Source organism: Virgibacillus sp. GM2-2 (assembly GCF_055329585.1).
Genome location: NZ_JBUZWC010000001.1, coordinates 490,522 through 510,988, shown reverse-complemented (window position 1 = coordinate 510,988; position 20,467 = coordinate 490,522). Strand labels below are relative to the sequence as shown.

The window sequence follows — 20,467 nt, the reverse complement described above, 5'->3', positions numbered from 1 at the left end:
ATAAATTAATTACACCTCAAATACATCTTCTACTACTACAAATGGTCTAATGATTTTTTTATTGTTCAAAATGTAATATATATATTGCAAAAAGTAATAAATAGTATATAATAGGATTACAAGATAAAATTGGAGGTATGCTTAATGAATTATTTGAGGTTTACTAACAAGGTAAAAGATGAACGTCTAACACAAATGCAAAACAAAATTTATCGTGAAATGTACGTTTTAGTAGTAATTATTTGTACCCTATCCTTAATCGTAAAATCGATTGTCTATGGGGTGGAGATCGAAAATGTTGCAACTGAGCTAATCATCTTGTTCGTTCAGGGAGTATACTATGTGTTTCGGTCAAGTAACATGGGACTCTTTTCAGCAGAAACAGAACTGCATGATCAGCAACACAAGACGTCTCTTTCTAAAAAGAATGTGATAGGAGGCATTGTACTAGGTATTGTATTTGCGGTTATGATGGGCTTACACAGTGCAAGATATGCTGAAGCGATTGATACAGCTGTCACTTATTTTATCATTACGTTTTTGGTTTCACTTATGATTTATATTCCATTCTTCTTACTATTTTTCGGCGGTAGCTTTGCCTTTTTCAATAGCCGTAGTGAGCACGTAAATGAAAAAGAACTAAACGAAGATGAATTTGGTGACGACGATGAAAAATATTAAAATGAAAATGGCGCGTGTGGAAAAGGACTTGTCACAAGAAGAACTAGCTAAGCGAGTAGGTGTTACGAGGCAAACGATTGGTCTCATAGAGCTTGGTAAATATAACCCAAGTATCAGTTTGTGTATTGCTATATGTAAGAATCTTTCGAGAACGCTAGATGATTTGTTTTGGGAGGAACAATAAAAACAGGCCAGCCAGCACGAAGCTGGTTGGCCTGTTTGTTTAGTCTCGTAATTGGTTTTTGAAAAACAATACCGTTTCTAATACGTCTTCTCTGTCTTCAAAAATGGAAAGCTTTTTACCAACAGAAATTGCAAATTCGATATATGCATTTCCTTCAGCTGTAATTAAATTTTCGCAGATTGTTACGTCCGCATCACGTTTGTATTCCCTATTAAAATACTCCGGAAATTCATGTTCTTCCATTGACGTGGAGTAGTTTCTTTCCCGTAAAACACCAGCGGCAGCAAGAAATGTTGGCCCACCACAAATTGCTGCAATGAACTTTCCTTTTTCATCGAATGATCGAATGAGATCAAGCAATCGTTTTTCTTCCACTAGAGGTTCAGGGTTTCCGCCTGGAATAATTAACATATCATAAGCTTCTGGATCACATTTTTCAACCTGTTTATCAACCATAACCTTGAAATTTCCTTCGTGTGTCACTACCTCAGTTAACGCTGTTGTCTCGATTTCAATATCGGAAATGTTCAACATGTACGATAAAGGGCTGATTTCCCAATCGACATAACCATCGTATAAAAAGAATAATACTTTCAATTGTCCAACTCCTTTATTTGTTTAGACTACCAACAGAACAACTAAACTTTACCACCTTTTTCTTGAATATCATGCAAACCAACCCCTTTCCGATCGTTTTGAAAATTCTATAAATGATTATACCACAGTAAAATTTTTATTAAAATGAGATTGGCTATATTAGAACTTTTGGTAACGCTTCCATAAATTTTTCAAAAGAAATAACAGTCAGAATTTTATGTTAACATTAATTTTATGCTATACTATTAGTTACTAGAATTTTTTGATAATAGAAAGGGGTTGTTGTGATGACAAGAAACGGATTCCCTGCATTGCAGGGCCTGTATGATCCTGCCAATGAACACGAGGCATGTGGAATTGGTATGATTGCAAATATAAATGGAGAAAAAACACATAACATCGTGCAAAATGCGATTAACATTTTATGTAATTTAGAGCACCGAGGTGGTCAATCGGCAGATACCAGTACGGGAGATGGTGCTGGCATCCTTACGCAGATTCCACATCGTTTTTTTAAAAAGCAGTGTGAAAAGGAAAATATCGCGTTACCCAACGCAGGAGAGTATGGAGTTGGTATGGTATTTTTACCTACTGCTCACGAAACAAGGATTCAAAGCAAGGATCTCTTTGAACAGATAATTCTTGAAGAAGGACAGACCTTCCTCGGTTGGCGCCCTGTGCCAATTAATGATTCTTTCATCGGAAAAGTAGCCTCTAAAAGTAAACCCGTAATTCGTCAGGTTTTCATTAAAAAGTCAGACGATCTCCCTGATCAAATGGCGTTCGAACGCAAGCTATATGTCATACGAAAACGCGTGGAAAAGGAAATGGCAAAGAATCCCGCGTTTGATGATGTTTATATTAGTAGCCTATCAACACGAACAATTGTATATAAAGGCATGTTGATTCCGGAACAACTGGATTCATTCTATATCGACTTAAATCATCCAGATTTTCAATCGGCACTTGCGCTGGTACATTCTCGCTTTAGTACAAACACATTTCCTAGCTGGAAGCGATCGCATCCGAACCGCTATACGATTCATAATGGTGAATTTAATACGTTGCGTGGAAATGTTAATTGGATGCGTGCGCGAGAGCAGCTTTGCGCATCTGAAAATTTTCCTCGGGAAGATTTGCAAAAAGTTCTTCCAGTTATTGATGACGATGGTAGTGACTCGTCCATGTTTGATAACTGTTTCGAGTTTCTTCATCTCTCTGGTAGGTCACTTGCACATACAGCAATGATGATGATTCCAGAGCCTTGGGCAAATGATAAAACCATCGCACAGGAGAAGCGCGATTTTTATGATTATCATAGTTCACTAATGGAGCCGTGGGACGGACCAGCGGCATTGGTGTTTACAGATGGTAAGCAAATTGGTGCATGTCTCGATCGTAATGGGCTTAGACCTGCCCGTTATTATGTAACGAAAAGTGGCATGATTGTACTCGGTTCTGAGGTCGGGGCTCTGGATATTTTTGCGGATGATATTGCCTATAAAGACCGATTGCAGCCAGGCAAAATGCTGTTAGTTGATTTAGAGAAAGGCGTCATTATACCAGATGATGAGATTAAGTTGCAGATTGCTTCAGAGGAGCCGTATAAAGAATGGTTGAATCATAAGATTGACCTCGACGCTATCCCAGAGGTGTTACATGAGAAAAAAGCTATTGAAGGAGAAGAGTTACGAAAGCAACAGCTTGCGTTTGGCTATACAAAGGAAGAATTAAATAAAATTATTAAGCCACTCGTTTTAGATGGAAAAGATCCAATTGGTTCGATGGGCTATGATTCTCCGCTAGCTGTTCTGTCGAAACAACCACAGCTTTTGTACAACTATTTTAAACAGCTTTTTGCCCAAGTAACGAATCCACCAATAGACGCAATTCGAGAAAAGATAATCACGATGGTAGAAACGACAATAGGTAAAGAAGGTAATCTCGTAAATCCAACACCCGAAAGTGCTAGACACATTCGACTGAAAACACCGGTGATAACGAATAATCAACTGGAAAAACTTCGCGTGGAACAGGTAGATAACTTTGATGTGGAGGAACTTTCTATTCTTTTTGATTCAGACGAAGAAGGTGCAATGGAAAGAGCGTTAGAAAAGATGTTTATAGAGGCGGACGCAGCCATTAATCAGGGCGTAACCCTTCTTATTTTGTCTGATCGTGGTACAGGCAAGGGGCGTGCCGCAATTCCAGCGTTACTAGCAGTGTCTGGTCTACACCATCATCTTATTCGTAAGCGGACACGTACCACTGTTAGTATATTGCTAGAATCGGCTGAACCACGAGAGGTACACCACTTTGCTGCGCTTTTAGGGTACGGAGCAGAAGCGATTAATCCGTATCTCGTATTTGATACGATTGGTGATTTGGTTGAAAGAAAAGAAATGGAACCATTTAATAAAAGTAAAGCCGTTGAGCGATATATTCAATCTGTTACGGATGGAATCATTAAGATTCTATCAAAGATGGGAATTTCAACTATTCAGAGCTATCGAGGTGCACAGATTTTTGAAGCGGTTGGTATTCATCAACGTGTAATCGATAAATATTTTACCCGGACATCATCACGTCTTGGAGGCATCGGGATTGATATTATCGAAAAAGAGGCAAGAATGCGACATACACGAGGGTTTGGCGATACACGTGGCGACTTGCCCCGTTTAGCGGCAGGAGATGAATTTCAATACCGAGAAGACGGGGAGGATCATCAATATAATCCACGTACCATTCATCTTTTGCAACATGCTTGTCGGACAAATGATTATGCCCTTTTCAACGAATATACAAATCTATTAACCGATGAAACGAATAATCTCCAGTCACTCCGAGGGCTGTTAAAGTTTAAAAAACAAGCGTCTGTACCTTTGGAAGAAGTAGAATCAGTCGAATCGATTTGTCAGCGTTTTAAAACAGGTGCGATGTCTTATGGTTCTATCAGTAAAGAAGCACACGAAGCACTTGCTATTGCTATGAATCGCGTTGGCGGATCAAGTAATACAGGTGAAGGTGGGGAGGATCCGGATCGTTTTTCTATGGATACGAATGGCGATCTAAGACGTAGCTCGATTAAGCAGGTTGCATCTGGACGCTTCGGTGTAACAAGTCATTACTTAGTGAATGCCGATGAAATACAAATTAAAATTGCACAAGGTGCCAAACCTGGTGAAGGTGGTCATTTGCCTGGTAAAAAGGTGTATCCATGGATTGCAGAGGTACGTGGGTCGACGCCAGGAGTAGAGTTGATTTCACCACCGCCTCATCATGATATCTATTCAATAGAAGATTTGGCTGAGTTAATTCATAACTTGAAAAACACAAACCCAAAGGCGCGAATTAGTGTAAAACTAGTTTCAGCAGTAGGTGTCGGTACCATTGCAGCTGGTGTTGCTAAAGGGCGCGCTGACCTTGTGTTGATTAGTGGGTATGACGGTGGAACTGGTGCAGCACCACGTACAAGTTTAAAACACACCGGACTTCCGTGGGAAGTTGGACTTGCGGAAACACATCAAACATTACTTTTAAACGGATTACGAGACCGTATTATCGTTGAAACCGATGGGAAAATGATGACAGGAAAGGACGTCGTAATGGCTGCACTTCTAGGTGCAGAGGAATATGGCTTTTCAACGGCTCCTTTAGTTGTACTGGGCTGTGTTATGATGCGCGTTTGCCATCTGAATACGTGTCCTGTTGGTATTGCAACACAGGATCCAGAGCTTCGCAAAAAATTTATGGGCGACCCAGAGCATGTGGTAAACTTCATGCGATTTATTGCTAGACAAACACGTGAATTAATGGCCGAGCTTGGTTTCCGTACGATTAATGAAATGATCGGTCGTACCGATGTTTTGGAAACAAATGAAGAAATGAATCACTGGAAGGCAAAAGGAATTGATCTAACACAATTGTTATACCAGCCGAATTTACCGGCGAAAGTTGGTAGATTTGCGTCGGTCAAACAAGATCATGGAATTGAAAAGTCGCTTGATTATCAAGAATTAATACCAAACTGTCAGCGAGCATTGGACTACCAAGAACCAGTTGAATTTACAACGGCGATTCGAAATATTAACCGCGTGACTGGAGCGTTGCTTGGAAATGAAATAACACGCCGCTATGGTTTGGAGGGCTTGCCAGAAAACACAATTCGATTAACATTGAAGGGTTCGGCTGGTCAAAGCTTCGGCGCATTTATTCCCCGGGGAATAACGCTACGTTTAGTTGGTGACTCCAATGACTTCGTTGGTAAGGGCTTGTCAGGAGGAAAGATCATTGTTCATCCAGATCCAGTAAGCACGTTTCAACCTGAGAAAAATATAATCATCGGAAATGTTGCTTTTTACGGTGCATCATCTGGTGAAGCGTATATTCGGGGTATTGCCGGTGAACGTTTCGCCGTCCGAAATAGCGGTGCAAGCATTGTTGTAGAAGGTATCGGTGATCATGGGTGTGAATATATGACAGGTGGAACAGTTGTGATTCTTGGATCAACAGGTCGAAATTTTGCTGCAGGAATGTCTGGTGGTGTAGCGTATATTTACGATGAGGACCAAACGTTTCGGGAAAAAGTAAATGAAGAGTTGGTTTTTGTGGAATCATTCCTTGATGAAGCAGAACGACAGGTGGTCTATGATCTGATATTCAAACACATTAAATATACAGATAGCGCCCATGCAGAACGCATTTTAGCATACTGGGAAACGCATATTGAAAAGTTCATCCGTGTTATACCGAAATCATACGTGAAAATGCAAGGGCGAATTCAGGCATTAAAGGATAGTGGTCTTGAGAAATTTGATGCCGAAATGCAGGCGTTTGAAGAAAGCATTTAAAGTATGGAAAGCCGTTCTAAGCTTATAATCCTGGGACGGCTGTTATCTTAGTTCGAATGTATAAGGAGGAGTTCAATGGGAAAGATTACGGGCTTCATGGAGTATGAGCGACAATCACAACGCGAGCGGGATCCGATACAACGAATTAAAGACTGGATTGACTATACAGAGCCTATGCTTGAAGAGGAAATTCAAGTACAAGGTGCACGTTGTATGGATTGTGGTGTGCCAACGTGCCATGCTGGAATGGAGATAAACGGTTCAACATCTGGTTGTCCAGTTAATCATCTCATCCCCGAATGGAACCAGCTCGCTTATGAAGGGAAATGGAAAGAAGCACTAGCACTCGAACATGAAAAAAATAATTTTCCAGAATTCACGGGAATTGCTTGTCCAGCACCATGTGAAGGTGCGTGTGTACTCGGTATCAACGAAGATCCAGTGGCAATTCGCACAATCGAGCGTTCGATTATTGAAAAGGGCTTCGATGAAGGCTGGGTTGTGCCAGAACCTCCAACTGAACGTACTGGAAAAAAAGTAGCTGTAGTTGGATCAGGACCAGCCGGACTTGCAGCTGCTGCACAATTAAATAAAGCTGGTCATTCCGTTACTGTTTTTGAACGAGATGACCGTGTCGGAGGACTGCTAACGTATGGTATTCCAGAAATGAAGTTGTCCTATTCAATCGTTCAACGACGAGTAGAAATACTAGAAGCAGAAGGGATTGAATTTGTTACCAATACGGAGGTCGGCAAAGACTATTCCATCGGACAATTGAATAATGATTTTGATGCGACTATTTTGTGTGGTGGCGCAACGGTACACCGCGACATTGAAGTGGAAGGTAGTAAGTTAAAAGGTGTACATCACGCCATGGACTTTTTGCACGCTAATACAAAAAGCTTGCTCGATTCCAATCACAAGGATGGGAACTACCTATCTGCTGAGGGGAAGGACGTTATTGTAATAGGTGGTGGTGACACTGGAACAGATTGTCTCGCAACCGCTGTGCGCCATAATTGCAGAAGCCTTACTCAATTTGATATTTATGATAAAAAAGGATCTACGCGAGATGATCTAGGTAATCCATGGCCGCAATATCCAATTATTCATCGAGTTGAGTATGGACAAAAAGAAGCGGCAAGTAAGTTTGGTCAGGATCCACGTGCTTATGCAGTAATGACCAAAAAAATCGTCGGTGATACAGAAGGAAATGTAAAAGAGGTTCACACTATTAATGTAAAGCTCGTCTTTGATAAAAATGGAAATCGAGAGCGGGTTGAGATTCCAGGAACGGAAAAGGTATGGAAAGCAGATCTTGTATTAATTGCAATTGGATTTAAAGGTCCGGAGCAAGAACTTTTAAACCAGCTAGAAATTGAAACTACTGATAGATCAACCGTTGATGCGCCATATGGGAAGTATACTACAAACCGTAATGGAATTTTTGCAGCAGGCGATATGCGACGTGGACAAAGCTTAATTGTTTGGGCAATTAATGAAGGACGCGAAGCAGCGCGTGAATGTGATCGCTACTTGATGGGAAGCACCATACTACCATAGAAAAAATCCTACCGAAGTCCAGCACTTCTCCGTCTCTAGACAGAGTACACGGTTTTCAGTTGCTGTTACAATTAAGACAAGAATTCGAAGATGGGAGAAGTGATACGGATGGCGTTGTTTGGATTAAACAAAAAGGTAGTAGACATACATCAACAGGAAGCGGTGGATGGCAAGAAAATCGATACATTGCATATTTCCACTTCATCTACCGATATTGAAATTTTGCGTGCAACGGGTGATGAAATTGGAATTTTGCTAGAAGGAGAAATGAGTGAAAATCTAGCAGAAAACTATGAGTTTAAAATTATTCAACGGGAAAACAAGCTAGAAATTAGTTTTAAAATAAATACAGGTTTTCAATTTGGTACAACGTTTAGTGACATGAACCTGCACGTATCATTACCCGCAAAAATGTACGAGGATTTGCATGTTGAAACGTCCTCGGGGGACAGTATCATTAACAATGTAACTTCCAAGTCTTACACTGGTATTTCGTCATCAGGTAGCCAGATTATATCTGGATTAGAAATTTCAAGTCGTTTATTTTTGAAGGCATCAAGCGGTGATATTGTAACGAATAATAACCGTGCTAGTTCGGTAATGATGAAGGCGAGTAGCGGAACGATAAATGTTAGAGGGATCTCGTCTCAGGAAGTAAAATTGGAAACCTCGTCAGGTGATGTAGTTTTGCATAACGAATCATTCGACGGATACTTAAAATGTAGGGCATCAAGTGGTGATATTCGAATTCAAAACGACTCCTTTACTGGATCTATAGACTGTACTGCTACAAGTGGTGACGTAGACATCCGTACGAAGCACTATCCTGATTCGTTAACGCTTGATTGTGAAGTGACTTCAGGGGATATTGAATTCCGTGTAGATGGGGTAAACTACAAAGAAAAATCTGAGCGTAAAATAGTTGGCTTTAAGGGTGATTCAGGTAAAAATACCATTAATGCGAAAACAACTTCTGGTGATATAACGGTTTACTAACTAGACTAACGTCTGGTGTCCGTAAGTGGACTCAGAATACCTTATTTCACATATTTTACCCATTTTTAGATATGAAGCGGACAGACGATACGCTATTTAGGTAAAAACACTATGTAATTAATGAATTATAACAAAATAAGGGCTTTGGTGTCCGCAAGCAACTAAAATTAGGTCATTTTTATACAAATAAGGTATCTTCTGTCCGCCAACCGGTATGCTAATTCGTAGTGCTCTGTCTATTGTCCGGGCGCACAAGGAAATAACACTACAAACGAAAGAGTGATAGCTAATTGAACCTAGTGCCAACTAGGTTTTTTTAGCGTCTAACGAGAAACTTAAATGAGTTATATACATAAATAAAGGATCCTTTTATACAAATTTTTAATTAAACGAAACGTTTTAGGTAAGTCGCCAGTCTAACAAATGAATGGAAGGAGGGTGCATATGTCATTTGAAAAAACAATAAAAAAAGCAAAACTTGGAAATAAGAAAGCTTTTCAAGAGTTGATAAAACAAGAAAAACATAAATTGTATCGCATGGCTTACCTATACGTAAAAAATGAAAATGACGCATTAGATATTGTCCAGGAAACCATTTATAAAGCATACATATCCCTGAAAAATCTAAACGAAACAAATCATTTTTCCAGTTGGCTTACCCGTATTCTAATCAATAATGCACTAGACTTTATCAGAATAAGTAAGCGAATAGTTCCTTTTGAAGAGATAGGTGATTTTCAAAAACAGGAAAAACAACCTGTAGAAGAGCGAATGGATGTAATGAACGCTATTGATCGGTTAGATGAACGGTACAAAACGGTTGTAATTCTTAGGTACTACAATGATTACACGCTAAAGCAAATCGCTGATGTATTGGAATGTCCAGAAGGTACGATAAAAACGCAGTTGCATCGAGCAAACCAGAAACTAAAGTCGGATCTAAGGGAGGAGTATATGCGATGAAAGATTCTTTTCCTGAGTTAAAAAGGGAAATCAATTCAATTGATGTCCCAGAAGAAAAGTTAGAAAATGCGATTATAAATGGAATGAATAAAGGGAAAAAGAAGTGGTCGTCTGGAAAAAAATTCACTTACTCACTTTCAGCTGTTATTGTTTTCCTCGCCCTATTGATTGGGTCTGCCTTTGTATCCCCAACCGTAGCGAATGTATTAGCGAAAGTACCGTTTTTAAGTACCATTTTTGAATCGGATCCAGCAGTAAGTGGAATAGTTGAACAGTTGGATAATAAAGGGTATGACATACAAGGAGCAAGCTTTCGCGTCAAAGGGAAGGAACTAAGCATATCAGTCGGAGGTTCTGATGAATACTTTAACGATGTGAAAGGTGAGATTGAAGAAATTGCCCGTGATATGTTGGAAGCTAAAGGGTATGATGCGTATACGCTTAAGGTTGAAAAATATGAGCCATTCGTGCCAGATGTGAGTGAAGAAACAAAAGCATATATGCAAGAAACCGAAAAATTAATGGCTGCAATTGATAAAAACTTAGATACACAAACATTCAAAGATATAAATCTTGGCATTAGAAACAACAAAATTGAGAGTTTCATTTCATTGGCTATTCCAGATACCTATACGGAAAAACAAATTGCTGAAATAAAAAGTAAAATAAACAAAGGTATCCGAGAAGCAGATGTTGGGGAATTTCCAATCAAAGTAGACACAATCAATATGAAGATAAAAGCACAAGAACAACGTTGGATGCCTGTAATAAATACAGTATTCGAAGGTCTGTTAGCTAAAAAAGAGTATAAAGTTACGGGAGTAGGGTATTCTTTCCATCCATTACCGCTACGTCTAGAAATTCGCACTTCCGTAAAGTCGACACATCCAGAAGCAAAAGAACTGGGTAAAAAGATAGAAGATACAATCCGTAACTTCATCGAATCAGACGAGGTAGAAGATAATGTGAAAAATGACCCGTATCGTATTGAAGTAATGAGTAAAGATAAGAAAAAAATTAACTAGATTTGAATGGCGTTACCACTTTAGGTAGCGCCTTTTATAGGAATCATCAATTTTTCTCCCTTCCTTAAATTATATTCTTCTTGAACCATTTAATTTAATTGTTCCTTCTAATCATCTCAAAATCACTCGCAGTAGGTTTAAATTCCTTTACGTTTTCCTCTGTTTCACGCAATCTTCTTTTCTGAAATTTATAAAGTACCCCAACCTTAACCTGTTGCACTTCCTTAATGCCTTTAATAATGAATTGCATCGCAAATATACTTAACATGAAGGCTAGTAGTGGATAAACAAGTAACCATAACTGTACATCTCCGCCTTCTAGTTCATTTTTTGCACCCCCGATTAATCCAGACCACTCATTGGTCACCGAACGATCAGGACCGTCATCCACCCGAATAGTACCCCCAAAGTAAAACTCTAGAACGCCCAAATGAATTAAGACGTACAAAACTTGAATGAACTGTTGACCGAAAAGTATCGCTAACCTAGGTCCGATATGGGGGAATATGTGTCGACGTAAAATGTGTAGTCGATTACCGCCTAATACCTTGGCGCTCATGATAAATTCATTTTGCAATACATGTTTAATATCCTTGCCCACTACCACGGTGGTTAACGGGAGGACGAGTATCGTTAGAATGAAAATCTCTAACATAATTCGTTGGGAAAAAGGATAGTCAAAACCATTTATACTCCCGAGTAAAATGGGGCGAAGCAGTACATAAGCTATTAAAGTAAGTGGTAGAAAGTGTATCGAATCTACTAGATTTTCTAGAAACCTCTGTGCCTTTGCTTTAATGGTAAAGACATACACGATGCCACCTAATAATCCGATAAGTACCCTGAGTAGAGCTATTAGTAGGGTAAAAATTAGCGTATACTTTGCACCGATGATGAGTTGATCCAAGAAATCAAACCCATGTTCATCCGAACCAATGATGAATGGCTCCCCGGGTGGATGTGGGGGCATGCTTTTAATGGTAACACCGTCTTCTTCATAGATAATGTTCTTTCGATCAACATGGTTATCTGTCGTAATTGAGTACGTAAGACTAATCGCAATAACAACAAGAAAAAATAAACTACCTATCGCAAACTTCGGATTTTTCATGTGCGTTCCAAATACGTTCAGGATATAAACAAAAGGCTGCCATGGTCGAATCTTTTTCCAGTTAATCCGTTTTGTACTGTTTATCCAATTTTTAATCGACTCAATTGGTGCAAAGGATTTCTCTCTAGATAGTGTTACAATTTCACTATGCGCAGGACTATCGTAAAACCACATATCCATCACTTGGAAAAAGATAAAAAATGGCGTGAAGATCATAATCAGTGCCACTGCAATTGTCATCGGTGTAAAGCTATTAATTATAGCAAATGTAATTCCATCTACGTTGAATAAGTACTCAATCACGAATTGGCTTGATAACGTGCCCCAAATAATGATTTTTGCATGCGGCAAAATTGTAACTAGAACGTTTTTACTTACGTGTCTGGCTAAAATGCTGAACTTATGAATGCCTTTACTCTTCAAAAATATGGCATAATCCTTTAAAAACTCTTCATCAATCCGGAACAATAAAATTTTAAAAAGCGATATGGCAGGTAAGATAGCTAATGCTAAAATTGGTGCAAACAGAACCTTCTGATCCATATATCCTGCTACTCGGAAAAGGTCCACACCCCATGCTTTATATGCATATATCGTGATAGCTTGTAACAGTACAGCAATGATGACATCTGGAATTGCCTCCAAAAAGTTTAATACTCGTTTTAATCCATTAGACAAAGGCAATGGTAAAAAAACAGCAATGAATGCTAAGATAATAGCAATGAAAAAGCCTAGTGATATTGCCCCAAAGAATATTTGCATGGAATAGATAAAGGAATCCCAAAGTTTTTCAAAAAGAGGGATTTCGGCAATTAATTCAGATTCTTGATATCTATTTGGAAAACTGAATACACGGAAATTCCAAGCGTCACTGTCAAATAGATTAACGAAAAAAGCACCAAGGTAATCAACGTAACGCAGTGGGTTAGCCAACCCTTCCTCTTTAAAATACTGAGGGAACACACTTACACAGCAAATTCCAATGATTCCCATCAGATAATAGATGACTAGTTTTACAGCTTTCATATTTTCACCTTACTTTCTAGTCAAGGTAAATCTATCTGTTGTAGGATTTAACTTGACATCTAATTCTCTATCTTTCATTCGCATTTTACGATACCTATAAAGCCCCTCAACCTTAATCTGCTGTACTTCCTTAACACCTTTGATGATGAATTGCATTGCGAATATACTTAACATGAAGGCGAGTAATGGAAATAATAGAACCCAGAAGTGCATACCACCATGAATTTCCTCTTTAGAAGCTGCGACTAACCCGGACCATTCGTTGGTAACGGAAATGTCGGGGTACCCTGGTTTTGTTATAATAATTGTTCCACCGAAAAAAAGCTCCACAACTCCTAAATGAATAAAAAGAAACAATACTTGAATAAATTGTTGACCAAAGAAAATGGCCATTCTTGGTCCAATGTGCGGGAAGATGTGTATAAGTAGAATATGTAGCCTGTTTCCACCTAATACTTTTGCGCTCATAATAAACTCTTTCTTTAGAAGCAACTTTATGTCATTACCAACCAAAACAGTAGTTAAAGGTACTACAAGTACAGTTAATATGACAACCTCAATAATTACCCGATCAGCCGTTGAATAGTCGCCTGTCCCAACTGGTAAAAAATAATCTTTATTACTTTCATCGTATTTCCCCCCAAAAAAACAACTTATCTAAATCTGTATAGTTATAGAGTAAGTTTACTACCAATTCACAATTTTTACCACCCAATTTACAAATAAATCTGTCTTTTCAAAATCCTATACATAAATTCATCTCGATCTAGAGTTAGGTCTTATTAACTTGACTATCGGAAAGCAAAGTTCGGTAAGGATCTAGCAATTTTCCACCAGAAACCATTTGATTCCTTTACCTTTTTTCAGTAGTATAGGAAGGTGAAGGAATTTGTACGTGGGAAAGAAGGTTAAAAATGAGTAAAACATCCATTTATGGACTAACTTTTGATCAGTTAACAGACTGGTTGGTGGATCATGGAGAAAAGAAATTCCGGGCGCAACAGGTTTGGAATTGGTTATATAAAAAGCGTGTAACAGCGTTCTCTGAAATGAACAATGTAAACAAAGAATGCATTGCGTTATTGGAAGAAAATTTTGTGTTGCACACGCTTGGAGAAGAGATTAAGCAAGAGTCGAAGGACGGCACAATTAAGTTTTTATTCCGACTGGCAGACGGAAACTTGATTGAGACTGTACTAATGCGATTTAACTATGGACTTTCGGTTTGTGTGACAACGCAGGTTGGCTGCAATATCGGTTGTACATTTTGTGCTAGTGGATTATTGAAGAAAAGCCGTGATTTATCAAGTGGCGAAATCGTTGAGCAAATTATGAATGTGCAGAAACATCTAGATGCACAAGGTAAAGAAGAGCGTGTAAGTCATATCGTTGTAATGGGAATCGGTGAGCCATTCGATAACTTTACGAACTTAATTGACTTCATCCGTGTTGTTAACGATGATAAAGGACTATGTATTGGTGCACGCCATATTACTGTTTCAACAAGTGGGCTTGCGCACAAAATTTATGAGTTTGCTGATACAGGGATACAAGTTAACCTTGCAATCTCGTTACATGCACCGAATAATGAGCTTAGGACGCGCATTATGAAAATTAATAAAGCCTTCCCGATTGAGAAATTGATGAAGGCGGTTGATTACTATCTAGAGAAGGTTAACCGGCGAATAACGTATGAATATATCATGTTGAAGGACGTAAATGACCATAAGGAAGAGGCGGAACAGCTCGCTAGATTGCTTAAGGATAAGCGCCACCTAACTTATGTAAACTTAATTCCGTATAATTCAGTTGATGAGCATAACCAATATCAACGAAGCGATTCAACGTCCATTCAAACATTCTTTGAAACGTTAAAAGCGAACGGTATTAACTGTGGTGTGCGTTGGGAAAATGGAGCAGACATTGACGCTGCATGTGGCCAGTTACGAAGCAAGCAAATGAAGAAAAAAGAAAAGATAGGATAGATTATAATTACCTGATACCCTATTATTTTTTGAACGGGGTATTAGGTAATTTTTGTTATCGCCCTATACGTCCATACGAACATGTTTGTGTGTTTAGGGGAAGTGCGTATACCCTTATGCCATGTTTAATCAGAAAATGGGCATAGAGCATGTTTATTCATCGATTTAAAGTTAACTCACGGTATAGTATCAGATTTTAATGCCAAACTACAATTGAAAGGAGTTTGGTAGGAATGGAATTTGATTGGATTTGGAAAGCAATTATTATTGTAGTAGGTGGAACGCTCTTATTAAGATTAGCAGGTAGAAAGTCCATTTCTCAAATGACGCTTGTGCAAACAGTAATCATGATTGCTATTGGATCATTACTTGTTCAACCAGTTGCGGACAAAAACCTTTGGGTAACGCTTGGAGTTGGATCTATCCTTGTACTCACGTTAATCGCCATGGAATACCTCCAGGTAAAAGGCGATATCTTTGAAAGGTTTATAACTGGTACGTCAAAAGTTCTTATTGAAGATGGCAAAATTAATGAAAAAAACTTAAAAAAGCTACGGTTTACAGTTGATCAGCTAGAAATGAATTTAAGGCAAAAAAATGTTTCAAAATTAAGCGATGTTAAGTGGGCTACCCTTGAGCCGAACGGACAGCTTGGTTTTATGTTAAAGGATGAGGCACAGCCAGTTACAAAGAGGGAATTCAATGAGCTTTCCCAACAATTAAGCTATGTATTAAAGCAATTAAACACTGAAAACCAGGATAAAAGTAACAATCAAGATATGTTTTCAGAAGTTGAAAGAGAAGATCATTACCCTACACCACCTGAACGGCTTATGTAGGGTATATGATTCCTACTTTTCCGTAACTTCAACTTCACTTGTTAATGCATGCGTATTATCTTCTGAATCCTTAAAAAATACCATCCATGTTTCTGTATTACCCATTTTTGTAATCATATGTGGCTCATCGATAAATGGAATGCCCTTGTCGGTAAGGTCTGCGTAGGATTCTTGAATATCTTCAACGTTAAAATAGATAACGGAACTTGCATGGGCAAACGCTTCTTTTTCTGGAAGGGTTAACATGAGCCTTATGTCATTACAATCGAAAAAGGCCATTGTTTCCGTATTAAAAAGCATTGGTATTCCTAATAAATCCTGATAGAAATGAATTGCGCGTTTAATATCTTTTACTGGAACTCCTATTTGACTAATCTTATTCATCGTTTCACTCCTACATTGGTTTTCTCTATAAACTATTCCCTGTAAGAGACTAGAAATCCTGCCATTAATTCAACTTTAATCCAATGATTCCAATAATTATTAACGTTAAACAAGCTAGTTGCTTCCAGTTAATTTTTTCCTTGAACCAGAAGTAACTGACTAACGTAATACCAACGCTTCCCATTCCTGTCCACACAGCATAGGCAACCCCTGGTGTAATGCTTTTCATTGCAACAGCCATACACACAAACGAAAGTCCATATCCCGCGAAGATCACAATGAATGGCCATTTTTTCTTGTATTCATGGACATACTTTAACAAGCTCACCGCTAAAACTTCCTCCATACCTGCTACCATCAAAAATACCCATGCCATTAGTTTTCACCTTCCTTTGTGGTAAATTTCATACCTAAAACCCCGATTACTAAAATTAAAAAGAAAAATAGTTGTTTCATCGAAAAGGCTTCACCAGTTACGATCCCAACGAGGTAAATTCCGATGGTGCCAATACCGACGAACACCGTATACGCTACTGCAACCGATATCGTGCGAAACGTAAGCGTTAATAGTCCAAAACTAATGATAATAAGCAACCCAACTACAATCCACTCGCTAATTGAATTGGCATATTTCAAATAAGAAGCCCAAACAACCTCTAAAGCACCAGCGAAAATAAGTAATATCCACATCATGATGATCACCTCAAATTAATTAATGAATGACTGTCATTCATTTTAGGATTAAAAATTAAACCAATGCCCGTTTTACGAAATTAAAAACTTCTTGTTTAAGGTCGTCAATGCTCTCTACACCAGTGATACTGTTAGAAAGATACATGCGATCCGCAGTCTGCTCAATCATGTTTATAATAACGCGAACGCAAAATTCGACATTTATTTCCCGGGAAATTTCTTGTTGTTGAATAGCCTGATTTAGTTGTTGTTCCATCCAGTTATAGTAGGGGATATACATTTCTTCCCACAACTCAAACGAATGTCCATAGGCAAGGCCCGAGTAACATAACACAATTATTTCTTTGTATTTTTCCGTGTTTTCAAATGTAACATCTATAATTTCTCTAAGTTTCTGGTCAAAAGTCATTGATTCTGTTACACGTTCTAAAGTCATGTCGTACGTTTTAGATAATAATGCTTCTGCAATAGCAGGAACTAAATCATTCTTTGACTTAAAGTAAATATAAAATGTGCCTTGTGCTACGTTTGCTTGCTTTACGATGTCAGAGATGGAAGTGTTCTCAAAGCCTTGTTCTTCAATAACGTTGAATGCTGCTTCTAAAATTGCATCGTATTTTTCCTGCTTTTTTACACGCATATAATCACCTCGATTTATAATGAATGAATATCAGTCATTTTAGCACATCGTGAAAATAGATGCAAGTAGATATTGTTTTATAAATGGCTTATCAGGGAAGGAAAACTATACCTATCTAATAAGGAGGAACAATCCAAATGAGTAACAAACATACAAATAAAAATGAACAACTGGAAAAGTTTCGAGTGAAAGATAGAAATAAAAAAATGACCACAAATCAAGGTGTTAAAGTGTCGGAAGATGAATTTTCACTAAAAGCAGGAGAACGTGGACCAACACTTATGGAGGATTTTCATTTTCGTGAAAAAATGACGCATTTTGACCATGAGCGTATACCAGAACGGATTGTTCATGCTAGAGGATTTGCGGCACATGGAGAATTTGAACTTTATGATTCAATGAAAGAGTATACGAAAGCCAGTTTCTTACAAGACTCGGGAACAAAAACACCTGTATTTGTTCGTTTTTCAACAGTGGCAGGTTCAAAAGGGTCTGGTGAGCTCGCTCGCGATGCACGTGGTTTTGCTACGAAGTTTTACACAGAAGAAGGTAATTACGATCTAGTCGGTAATAATATTCCAGTATTTTTCATCCAAGATGCGATGAAATTTCCTGATTTAGTACATGCTTTAAAGCCAGAACCACATAATGGTGTGCCACAAGCTGCCTCCGCACACGATACGTTCTGGGATTTTGTTGCGAACAATCAGGAGTCAGCACATATGGTCATGTGGGCGATGTCAGACCGGGCGATTCCAAGAAGTTTCCGTATGATGGAAGGTTTCGGTGTTCACACTTTCCGATTTGTAAATGAACAGGGAAAGGCACATTTTGTAAAGTTCCATTGGAAACCTGTTTTAGGCACACATTCCGTGGTTTGGGACGAAGCACAAAAAATAAACGGGAAAAACCCAGATTTTCACCGCGCAGACTTGTTTGAAGCGATTGAAAATGGAAATTATCCTGAGTATGAATTAGGCGTTCAGATAATAGATGAAGATGATGAGTTCAAGTTTGATTTTGATATATTAGATCCAACAAAGTTATGGCCAGAAGAAGATGTTCCCGTGAAAATCGTTGGTAAAATGACATTGAACCAAAATGTTGATAATGTGTTTGCTGAAACGGAACAGGTAGCATTTCACCCTGGGCATGTTGTTCCAGGCATTGATTTTACCAATGATCCGTTATTACAAGGTCGTTTATTTTCTTATACGGATACACAATTAAGTAGGTTAGGTGGACCAAATTTTCACGAGCTTCCAATTAATCGACCAGTATGTCCATTTCATAATAATCAACGAGATGGAATGGCAAGACAAACGATCAATCAAGGGCAAGTAAGCTATCATAATAACTCGTTAGCTGAAAATACCCCAGAGCCAGCTAGTGAGGAAGAGGGTGGCTATGTTCATTATCAGGAAAAGGTAGAAGGTCGTAAAGTTCGTGCACGCAGTGAAAGCTTTAAGGATCATTTTTCACAGGCTGCACTTTTCTGGAACAGTATGAGCAAGCCAGAACAAGAACATATAAAGCAGGCATTTAGTTTCGAACTTGGTAAAGTGGAGAGTGAATCTGTAAGAAGACAGGTAGTGGATATGTTTGCGAATGTAAGCATGGAACTGGCAAATGAAGTAGCGGTAGCTATTGGTATCGCAAAACCTGACAGTGGTGGCTCAGATGTAACGAAAGCTTCACCAGCACTTAGTCAGGAAAACACGACCAAAAAAGCTACTACTCGTAAGGTTGCGGTATTACTAGGTGACGGTTTTAATGGTAAGGAAGTATCCATTGTATTGAATACATTAAAAACGGATGGTGCAGAACCAGAAATTATTAGTGAGAATCTAGGGAAAGTAGAAGGTGAAGATGGCACAATGCTTGAAGCAGACCACACTTTCTTAACGGGTGAATCCGTGTTGTTTGATGCACTGTATGTAGTAGGTGGCAAGGATGTAAGTGGTAAATTTCATGAGGATGCAGCTTACTTTATCAATGAAGCATTTGCTCATTTTAAACCGATTGGCGGTACCCATGAAGGTAAACAATGGTTAGAAGCAAGTGGTAAAGCTAAAAGCGTTGGTGTTGTTGTGAATGATGATATGGAAAAATTCAGTTCAGACTTTATTAATGCTATTCGTGCACACCGTCATTGGGAGCGAAATGTTGGATAATCAAGTAAAAAGTGACCGAACTAGAATTGGAAGTAAAGGAAGCTGGGACAAAAGTATTTTCTCAAAGAATATCCGAACTAAAATATAGACTGATGTAATAAAACCGCTCCGGAAATATACTTCGCTTTCCGCGGGTGGCTGGTGAGCCTCCTCGTGCTTTGCACTCCGGGGTCTCACCGATGCCATTCCTCCCGCAGGAGTCTACGTACATTTCCTGAGCTAATATAGTTTATTGTTCGTCATTATATATTTGATAGTATTGTTTATGTCGCAGCCCCCTTTCTATACTAATCCCCTACGAATAAGATTTGCTGATATAGGTTTTATGTCTAATTCCCGAATCCATACAGATAACTGACCAATATGGTGAATTTCATGCGCAATCACATGTCTGATTACTTCACCGTAGGTAAAAACGTCAAAATCCTTTTCTTCCCGCTCTACGTTCCATGCAGTCACAAATGCCTCAAGCTCCGGTCGGAAGGAATCTGAAAGTTTTTTTACGTCTTTCAACGTTTGGTAGTCTTGAAAATCATAGTGATTTTCAGGTTCTCCTTTTAATCCTTTGATCCACGCTTGTTCCACATCGACTATGTGGAATAATGTCTTCAATATACCTCCTAGTCCACCAGTTCGCTGGCATAAGAGTTCTTCAGAAGGGACCTGTTCCAACAACGTAAACCATTCATCTCGTACTTGCCAGTTGTACCGAAAAAATGTAATCACATGACATTCTCCTTTAGAAATCTTTTTCTA

At 38.7% G+C, this 20,467-nt stretch carries 18 protein-coding genes; 10 read left to right on the top strand and 8 right to left on the bottom strand.

The annotated features are described in order from the left end of the window. The first annotated feature begins 144 nt into the window (after window positions 1-144). Both ACY9Z2_RS02230 and ACY9Z2_RS02225 read left to right on the top strand, forming a co-directional pair. Window positions 145-681: a DUF6773 family protein gene (locus ACY9Z2_RS02230; RefSeq protein ID WP_463607971.1), complete on the top strand. Its 537-nt coding sequence runs from the start codon at window positions 145-147 to the stop codon at window positions 679-681. Next, window positions 668-865, top strand: a complete 198-nt coding sequence (locus tag ACY9Z2_RS02225) for a helix-turn-helix transcriptional regulator (protein WP_463607970.1) — start codon at window positions 668-670, stop codon at window positions 863-865. Before ACY9Z2_RS02230 ends, ACY9Z2_RS02225 begins: the two co-directional genes overlap by 14 nt. Window positions 866-904: 39 nt before the next feature. Here the strand turns inward: ACY9Z2_RS02225 and ACY9Z2_RS02220 are convergent, their stop codons facing one another. Further along, window positions 905-1,462, bottom strand: a complete 558-nt coding sequence (locus tag ACY9Z2_RS02220; protein WP_463607969.1) for a DJ-1/PfpI family protein — start codon at window positions 1,460-1,462, stop codon at window positions 905-907. A gap of 287 nt (window positions 1,463-1,749) precedes the next feature. Here ACY9Z2_RS02220 and gltB point away from each other — a divergent pair, with 287 nt between their 5' ends. From gltB to ACY9Z2_RS02195, 5 genes are all read left to right on the top strand, one after another. Continuing rightward, window positions 1,750-6,312 (top strand): glutamate synthase large subunit, encoded by a 4,563-nt coding sequence (gene gltB, locus ACY9Z2_RS02215; RefSeq protein ID WP_463607968.1) that lies wholly within the window; start codon window positions 1,750-1,752, stop codon window positions 6,310-6,312. Window positions 6,313-6,387: 75 nt separating this feature from the next. Then, window positions 6,388-7,875, top strand: coding sequence for a glutamate synthase subunit beta (locus tag ACY9Z2_RS02210; protein ID WP_463607967.1), 1,488 nt, complete (start codon window positions 6,388-6,390; stop codon window positions 7,873-7,875). Between the two features lie 90 nt (window positions 7,876-7,965). Further along, window positions 7,966-8,871, top strand: a complete 906-nt coding sequence (locus tag ACY9Z2_RS02205) for a DUF4097 family beta strand repeat-containing protein (RefSeq protein ID WP_463607966.1) — start codon at window positions 7,966-7,968, stop codon at window positions 8,869-8,871. A 444-nt stretch (window positions 8,872-9,315) separates the two neighbouring features. Beyond that, on the top strand, window positions 9,316-9,834 hold the full coding sequence (locus tag ACY9Z2_RS02200; RefSeq protein ID WP_463607965.1) for a sigma-70 family RNA polymerase sigma factor: 519 nt from the start codon (window positions 9,316-9,318) through the stop codon (window positions 9,832-9,834). After that, the gene (locus ACY9Z2_RS02195) at window positions 9,831-10,859 is read left to right on the top strand and encodes a DUF4030 domain-containing protein (protein WP_463607964.1); all 1,029 of its coding nucleotides are present in this window, start codon (window positions 9,831-9,833) and stop codon (window positions 10,857-10,859) included. Before ACY9Z2_RS02200 ends, ACY9Z2_RS02195 begins: the two co-directional genes overlap by 4 nt. Window positions 10,860-10,953: 94 nt before the next feature. On the opposite strand, the gene ACY9Z2_RS02190 is transcribed toward ACY9Z2_RS02195, so the two are convergent. Further along, window positions 10,954-12,996 carry an ABC transporter permease subunit gene (locus ACY9Z2_RS02190; protein ID WP_463607963.1) on the bottom strand — a complete coding sequence of 681 codons (2,043 nt, stop codon included), beginning with the start codon at window positions 12,994-12,996 and terminating at the stop codon, window positions 10,954-10,956. Window positions 12,997-13,005: 9 nt separating this feature from the next. Next, window positions 13,006-13,464: a hypothetical protein gene (locus ACY9Z2_RS02185; protein WP_463607962.1), complete on the bottom strand. Its 459-nt coding sequence runs from the start codon at window positions 13,462-13,464 to the stop codon at window positions 13,006-13,008. A 446-nt stretch (window positions 13,465-13,910) separates the two neighbouring features. Here ACY9Z2_RS02185 and rlmN point away from each other — a divergent pair, with 446 nt between their 5' ends. Both rlmN and ACY9Z2_RS02175 read left to right on the top strand, forming a co-directional pair. After that, complete coding sequence (gene rlmN, locus ACY9Z2_RS02180) at window positions 13,911-14,981, top strand: dual-specificity RNA methyltransferase RlmN (protein ID WP_463607961.1); 1,071 nt, start codon at window positions 13,911-13,913, stop codon at window positions 14,979-14,981. 233 nt (window positions 14,982-15,214) lie between these two features. Further along, entirely contained in the window at window positions 15,215-15,820 is a 606-nt protein-coding gene (locus ACY9Z2_RS02175; protein ID WP_463607960.1) for a DUF421 domain-containing protein, read from the top strand. A 12-nt stretch (window positions 15,821-15,832) separates the two neighbouring features. Here ACY9Z2_RS02175 and ACY9Z2_RS02170 read toward each other — a convergent pair whose 3' ends face one another. The 4 genes from ACY9Z2_RS02170 to ACY9Z2_RS02155 form a co-directional block, all read right to left on the bottom strand. Continuing rightward, window positions 15,833-16,204 carry a VOC family protein gene (locus tag ACY9Z2_RS02170; protein WP_463607959.1) on the bottom strand — a complete coding sequence of 124 codons (372 nt, stop codon included), beginning with the start codon at window positions 16,202-16,204 and terminating at the stop codon, window positions 15,833-15,835. 64 nt (window positions 16,205-16,268) lie between these two features. Then, complete coding sequence (locus tag ACY9Z2_RS02165; protein ID WP_463607958.1) at window positions 16,269-16,580, bottom strand: DMT family transporter; 312 nt, start codon at window positions 16,578-16,580, stop codon at window positions 16,269-16,271. Then, window positions 16,580-16,897, bottom strand: coding sequence for a DMT family transporter (locus ACY9Z2_RS02160; protein ID WP_463607957.1), 318 nt, complete (start codon window positions 16,895-16,897; stop codon window positions 16,580-16,582). The genes ACY9Z2_RS02165 and ACY9Z2_RS02160 overlap by 1 nt, the downstream gene beginning before the upstream one ends. A gap of 55 nt (window positions 16,898-16,952) precedes the next feature. Then, window positions 16,953-17,537 carry a TetR/AcrR family transcriptional regulator gene (locus ACY9Z2_RS02155; protein WP_463607956.1) on the bottom strand — a complete coding sequence of 195 codons (585 nt, stop codon included), beginning with the start codon at window positions 17,535-17,537 and terminating at the stop codon, window positions 16,953-16,955. Window positions 17,538-17,674: 137 nt separating this feature from the next. Between ACY9Z2_RS02155 and ACY9Z2_RS02150 the strand changes: the two genes are divergently transcribed. Then, window positions 17,675-19,711, top strand: a complete 2,037-nt coding sequence (locus ACY9Z2_RS02150; protein ID WP_463607955.1) for a catalase — start codon at window positions 17,675-17,677, stop codon at window positions 19,709-19,711. A gap of 282 nt (window positions 19,712-19,993) precedes the next feature. Here ACY9Z2_RS02150 and ACY9Z2_RS02145 read toward each other — a convergent pair whose 3' ends face one another. Next, window positions 19,994-20,437 (bottom strand): DinB family protein, encoded by a 444-nt coding sequence (locus ACY9Z2_RS02145; RefSeq protein WP_463607954.1) that lies wholly within the window; start codon window positions 20,435-20,437, stop codon window positions 19,994-19,996. Window positions 20,438-20,467 lie beyond the last annotated feature (30 nt).

Bases quoted from the DNA above. Each gene is read 5' to 3' on its own strand.
- ACY9Z2_RS02230 (WP_463607971.1), top strand. From the start codon at position 145: ATGAATTATTTGAGGTTTACTAACAAGGTAAAAGATGAACGTCTAACA.
- ACY9Z2_RS02225 (WP_463607970.1), top strand. From the start codon at position 668: ATGAAAAATATTAAAATGAAAATGGCGCGTGTGGAAAAGGACTTGTCA.
- gltB (WP_463607968.1), top strand. From the start codon at position 1,750: ATGACAAGAAACGGATTCCCTGCATTGCAGGGCCTGTATGATCCTGCC.
- ACY9Z2_RS02210 (WP_463607967.1), top strand. From the start codon at position 6,388: ATGGGAAAGATTACGGGCTTCATGGAGTATGAGCGACAATCACAACGC.
- ACY9Z2_RS02205 (WP_463607966.1), top strand. From the start codon at position 7,966: ATGGGAGAAGTGATACGGATGGCGTTGTTTGGATTAAACAAAAAGGTA.
- ACY9Z2_RS02200 (WP_463607965.1), top strand. From the start codon at position 9,316: ATGTCATTTGAAAAAACAATAAAAAAAGCAAAACTTGGAAATAAGAAA.
- ACY9Z2_RS02195 (WP_463607964.1), top strand. From the start codon at position 9,831: ATGAAAGATTCTTTTCCTGAGTTAAAAAGGGAAATCAATTCAATTGAT.
- ACY9Z2_RS02190 (WP_463607963.1), bottom strand. From the start codon at position 12,996: ATGAAAGCTGTAAAACTAGTCATCTATTATCTGATGGGAATCATTGGA.
- ACY9Z2_RS02185 (WP_463607962.1), bottom strand. From the start codon at position 13,464: ATGAGCGCAAAAGTATTAGGTGGAAACAGGCTACATATTCTACTTATA.
- rlmN (WP_463607961.1), top strand. From the start codon at position 13,911: ATGAGTAAAACATCCATTTATGGACTAACTTTTGATCAGTTAACAGAC.
- ACY9Z2_RS02175 (WP_463607960.1), top strand. From the start codon at position 15,215: ATGGAATTTGATTGGATTTGGAAAGCAATTATTATTGTAGTAGGTGGA.
- ACY9Z2_RS02170 (WP_463607959.1), bottom strand. From the start codon at position 16,204: ATGAATAAGATTAGTCAAATAGGAGTTCCAGTAAAAGATATTAAACGC.
- ACY9Z2_RS02165 (WP_463607958.1), bottom strand. From the start codon at position 16,580: ATGGCATGGGTATTTTTGATGGTAGCAGGTATGGAGGAAGTTTTAGCG.
- ACY9Z2_RS02160 (WP_463607957.1), bottom strand. From the start codon at position 16,897: ATGATGTGGATATTACTTATTTTCGCTGGTGCTTTAGAGGTTGTTTGG.
- ACY9Z2_RS02155 (WP_463607956.1), bottom strand. From the start codon at position 17,537: ATGCGTGTAAAAAAGCAGGAAAAATACGATGCAATTTTAGAAGCAGCA.
- ACY9Z2_RS02150 (WP_463607955.1), top strand. From the start codon at position 17,675: ATGAGTAACAAACATACAAATAAAAATGAACAACTGGAAAAGTTTCGA.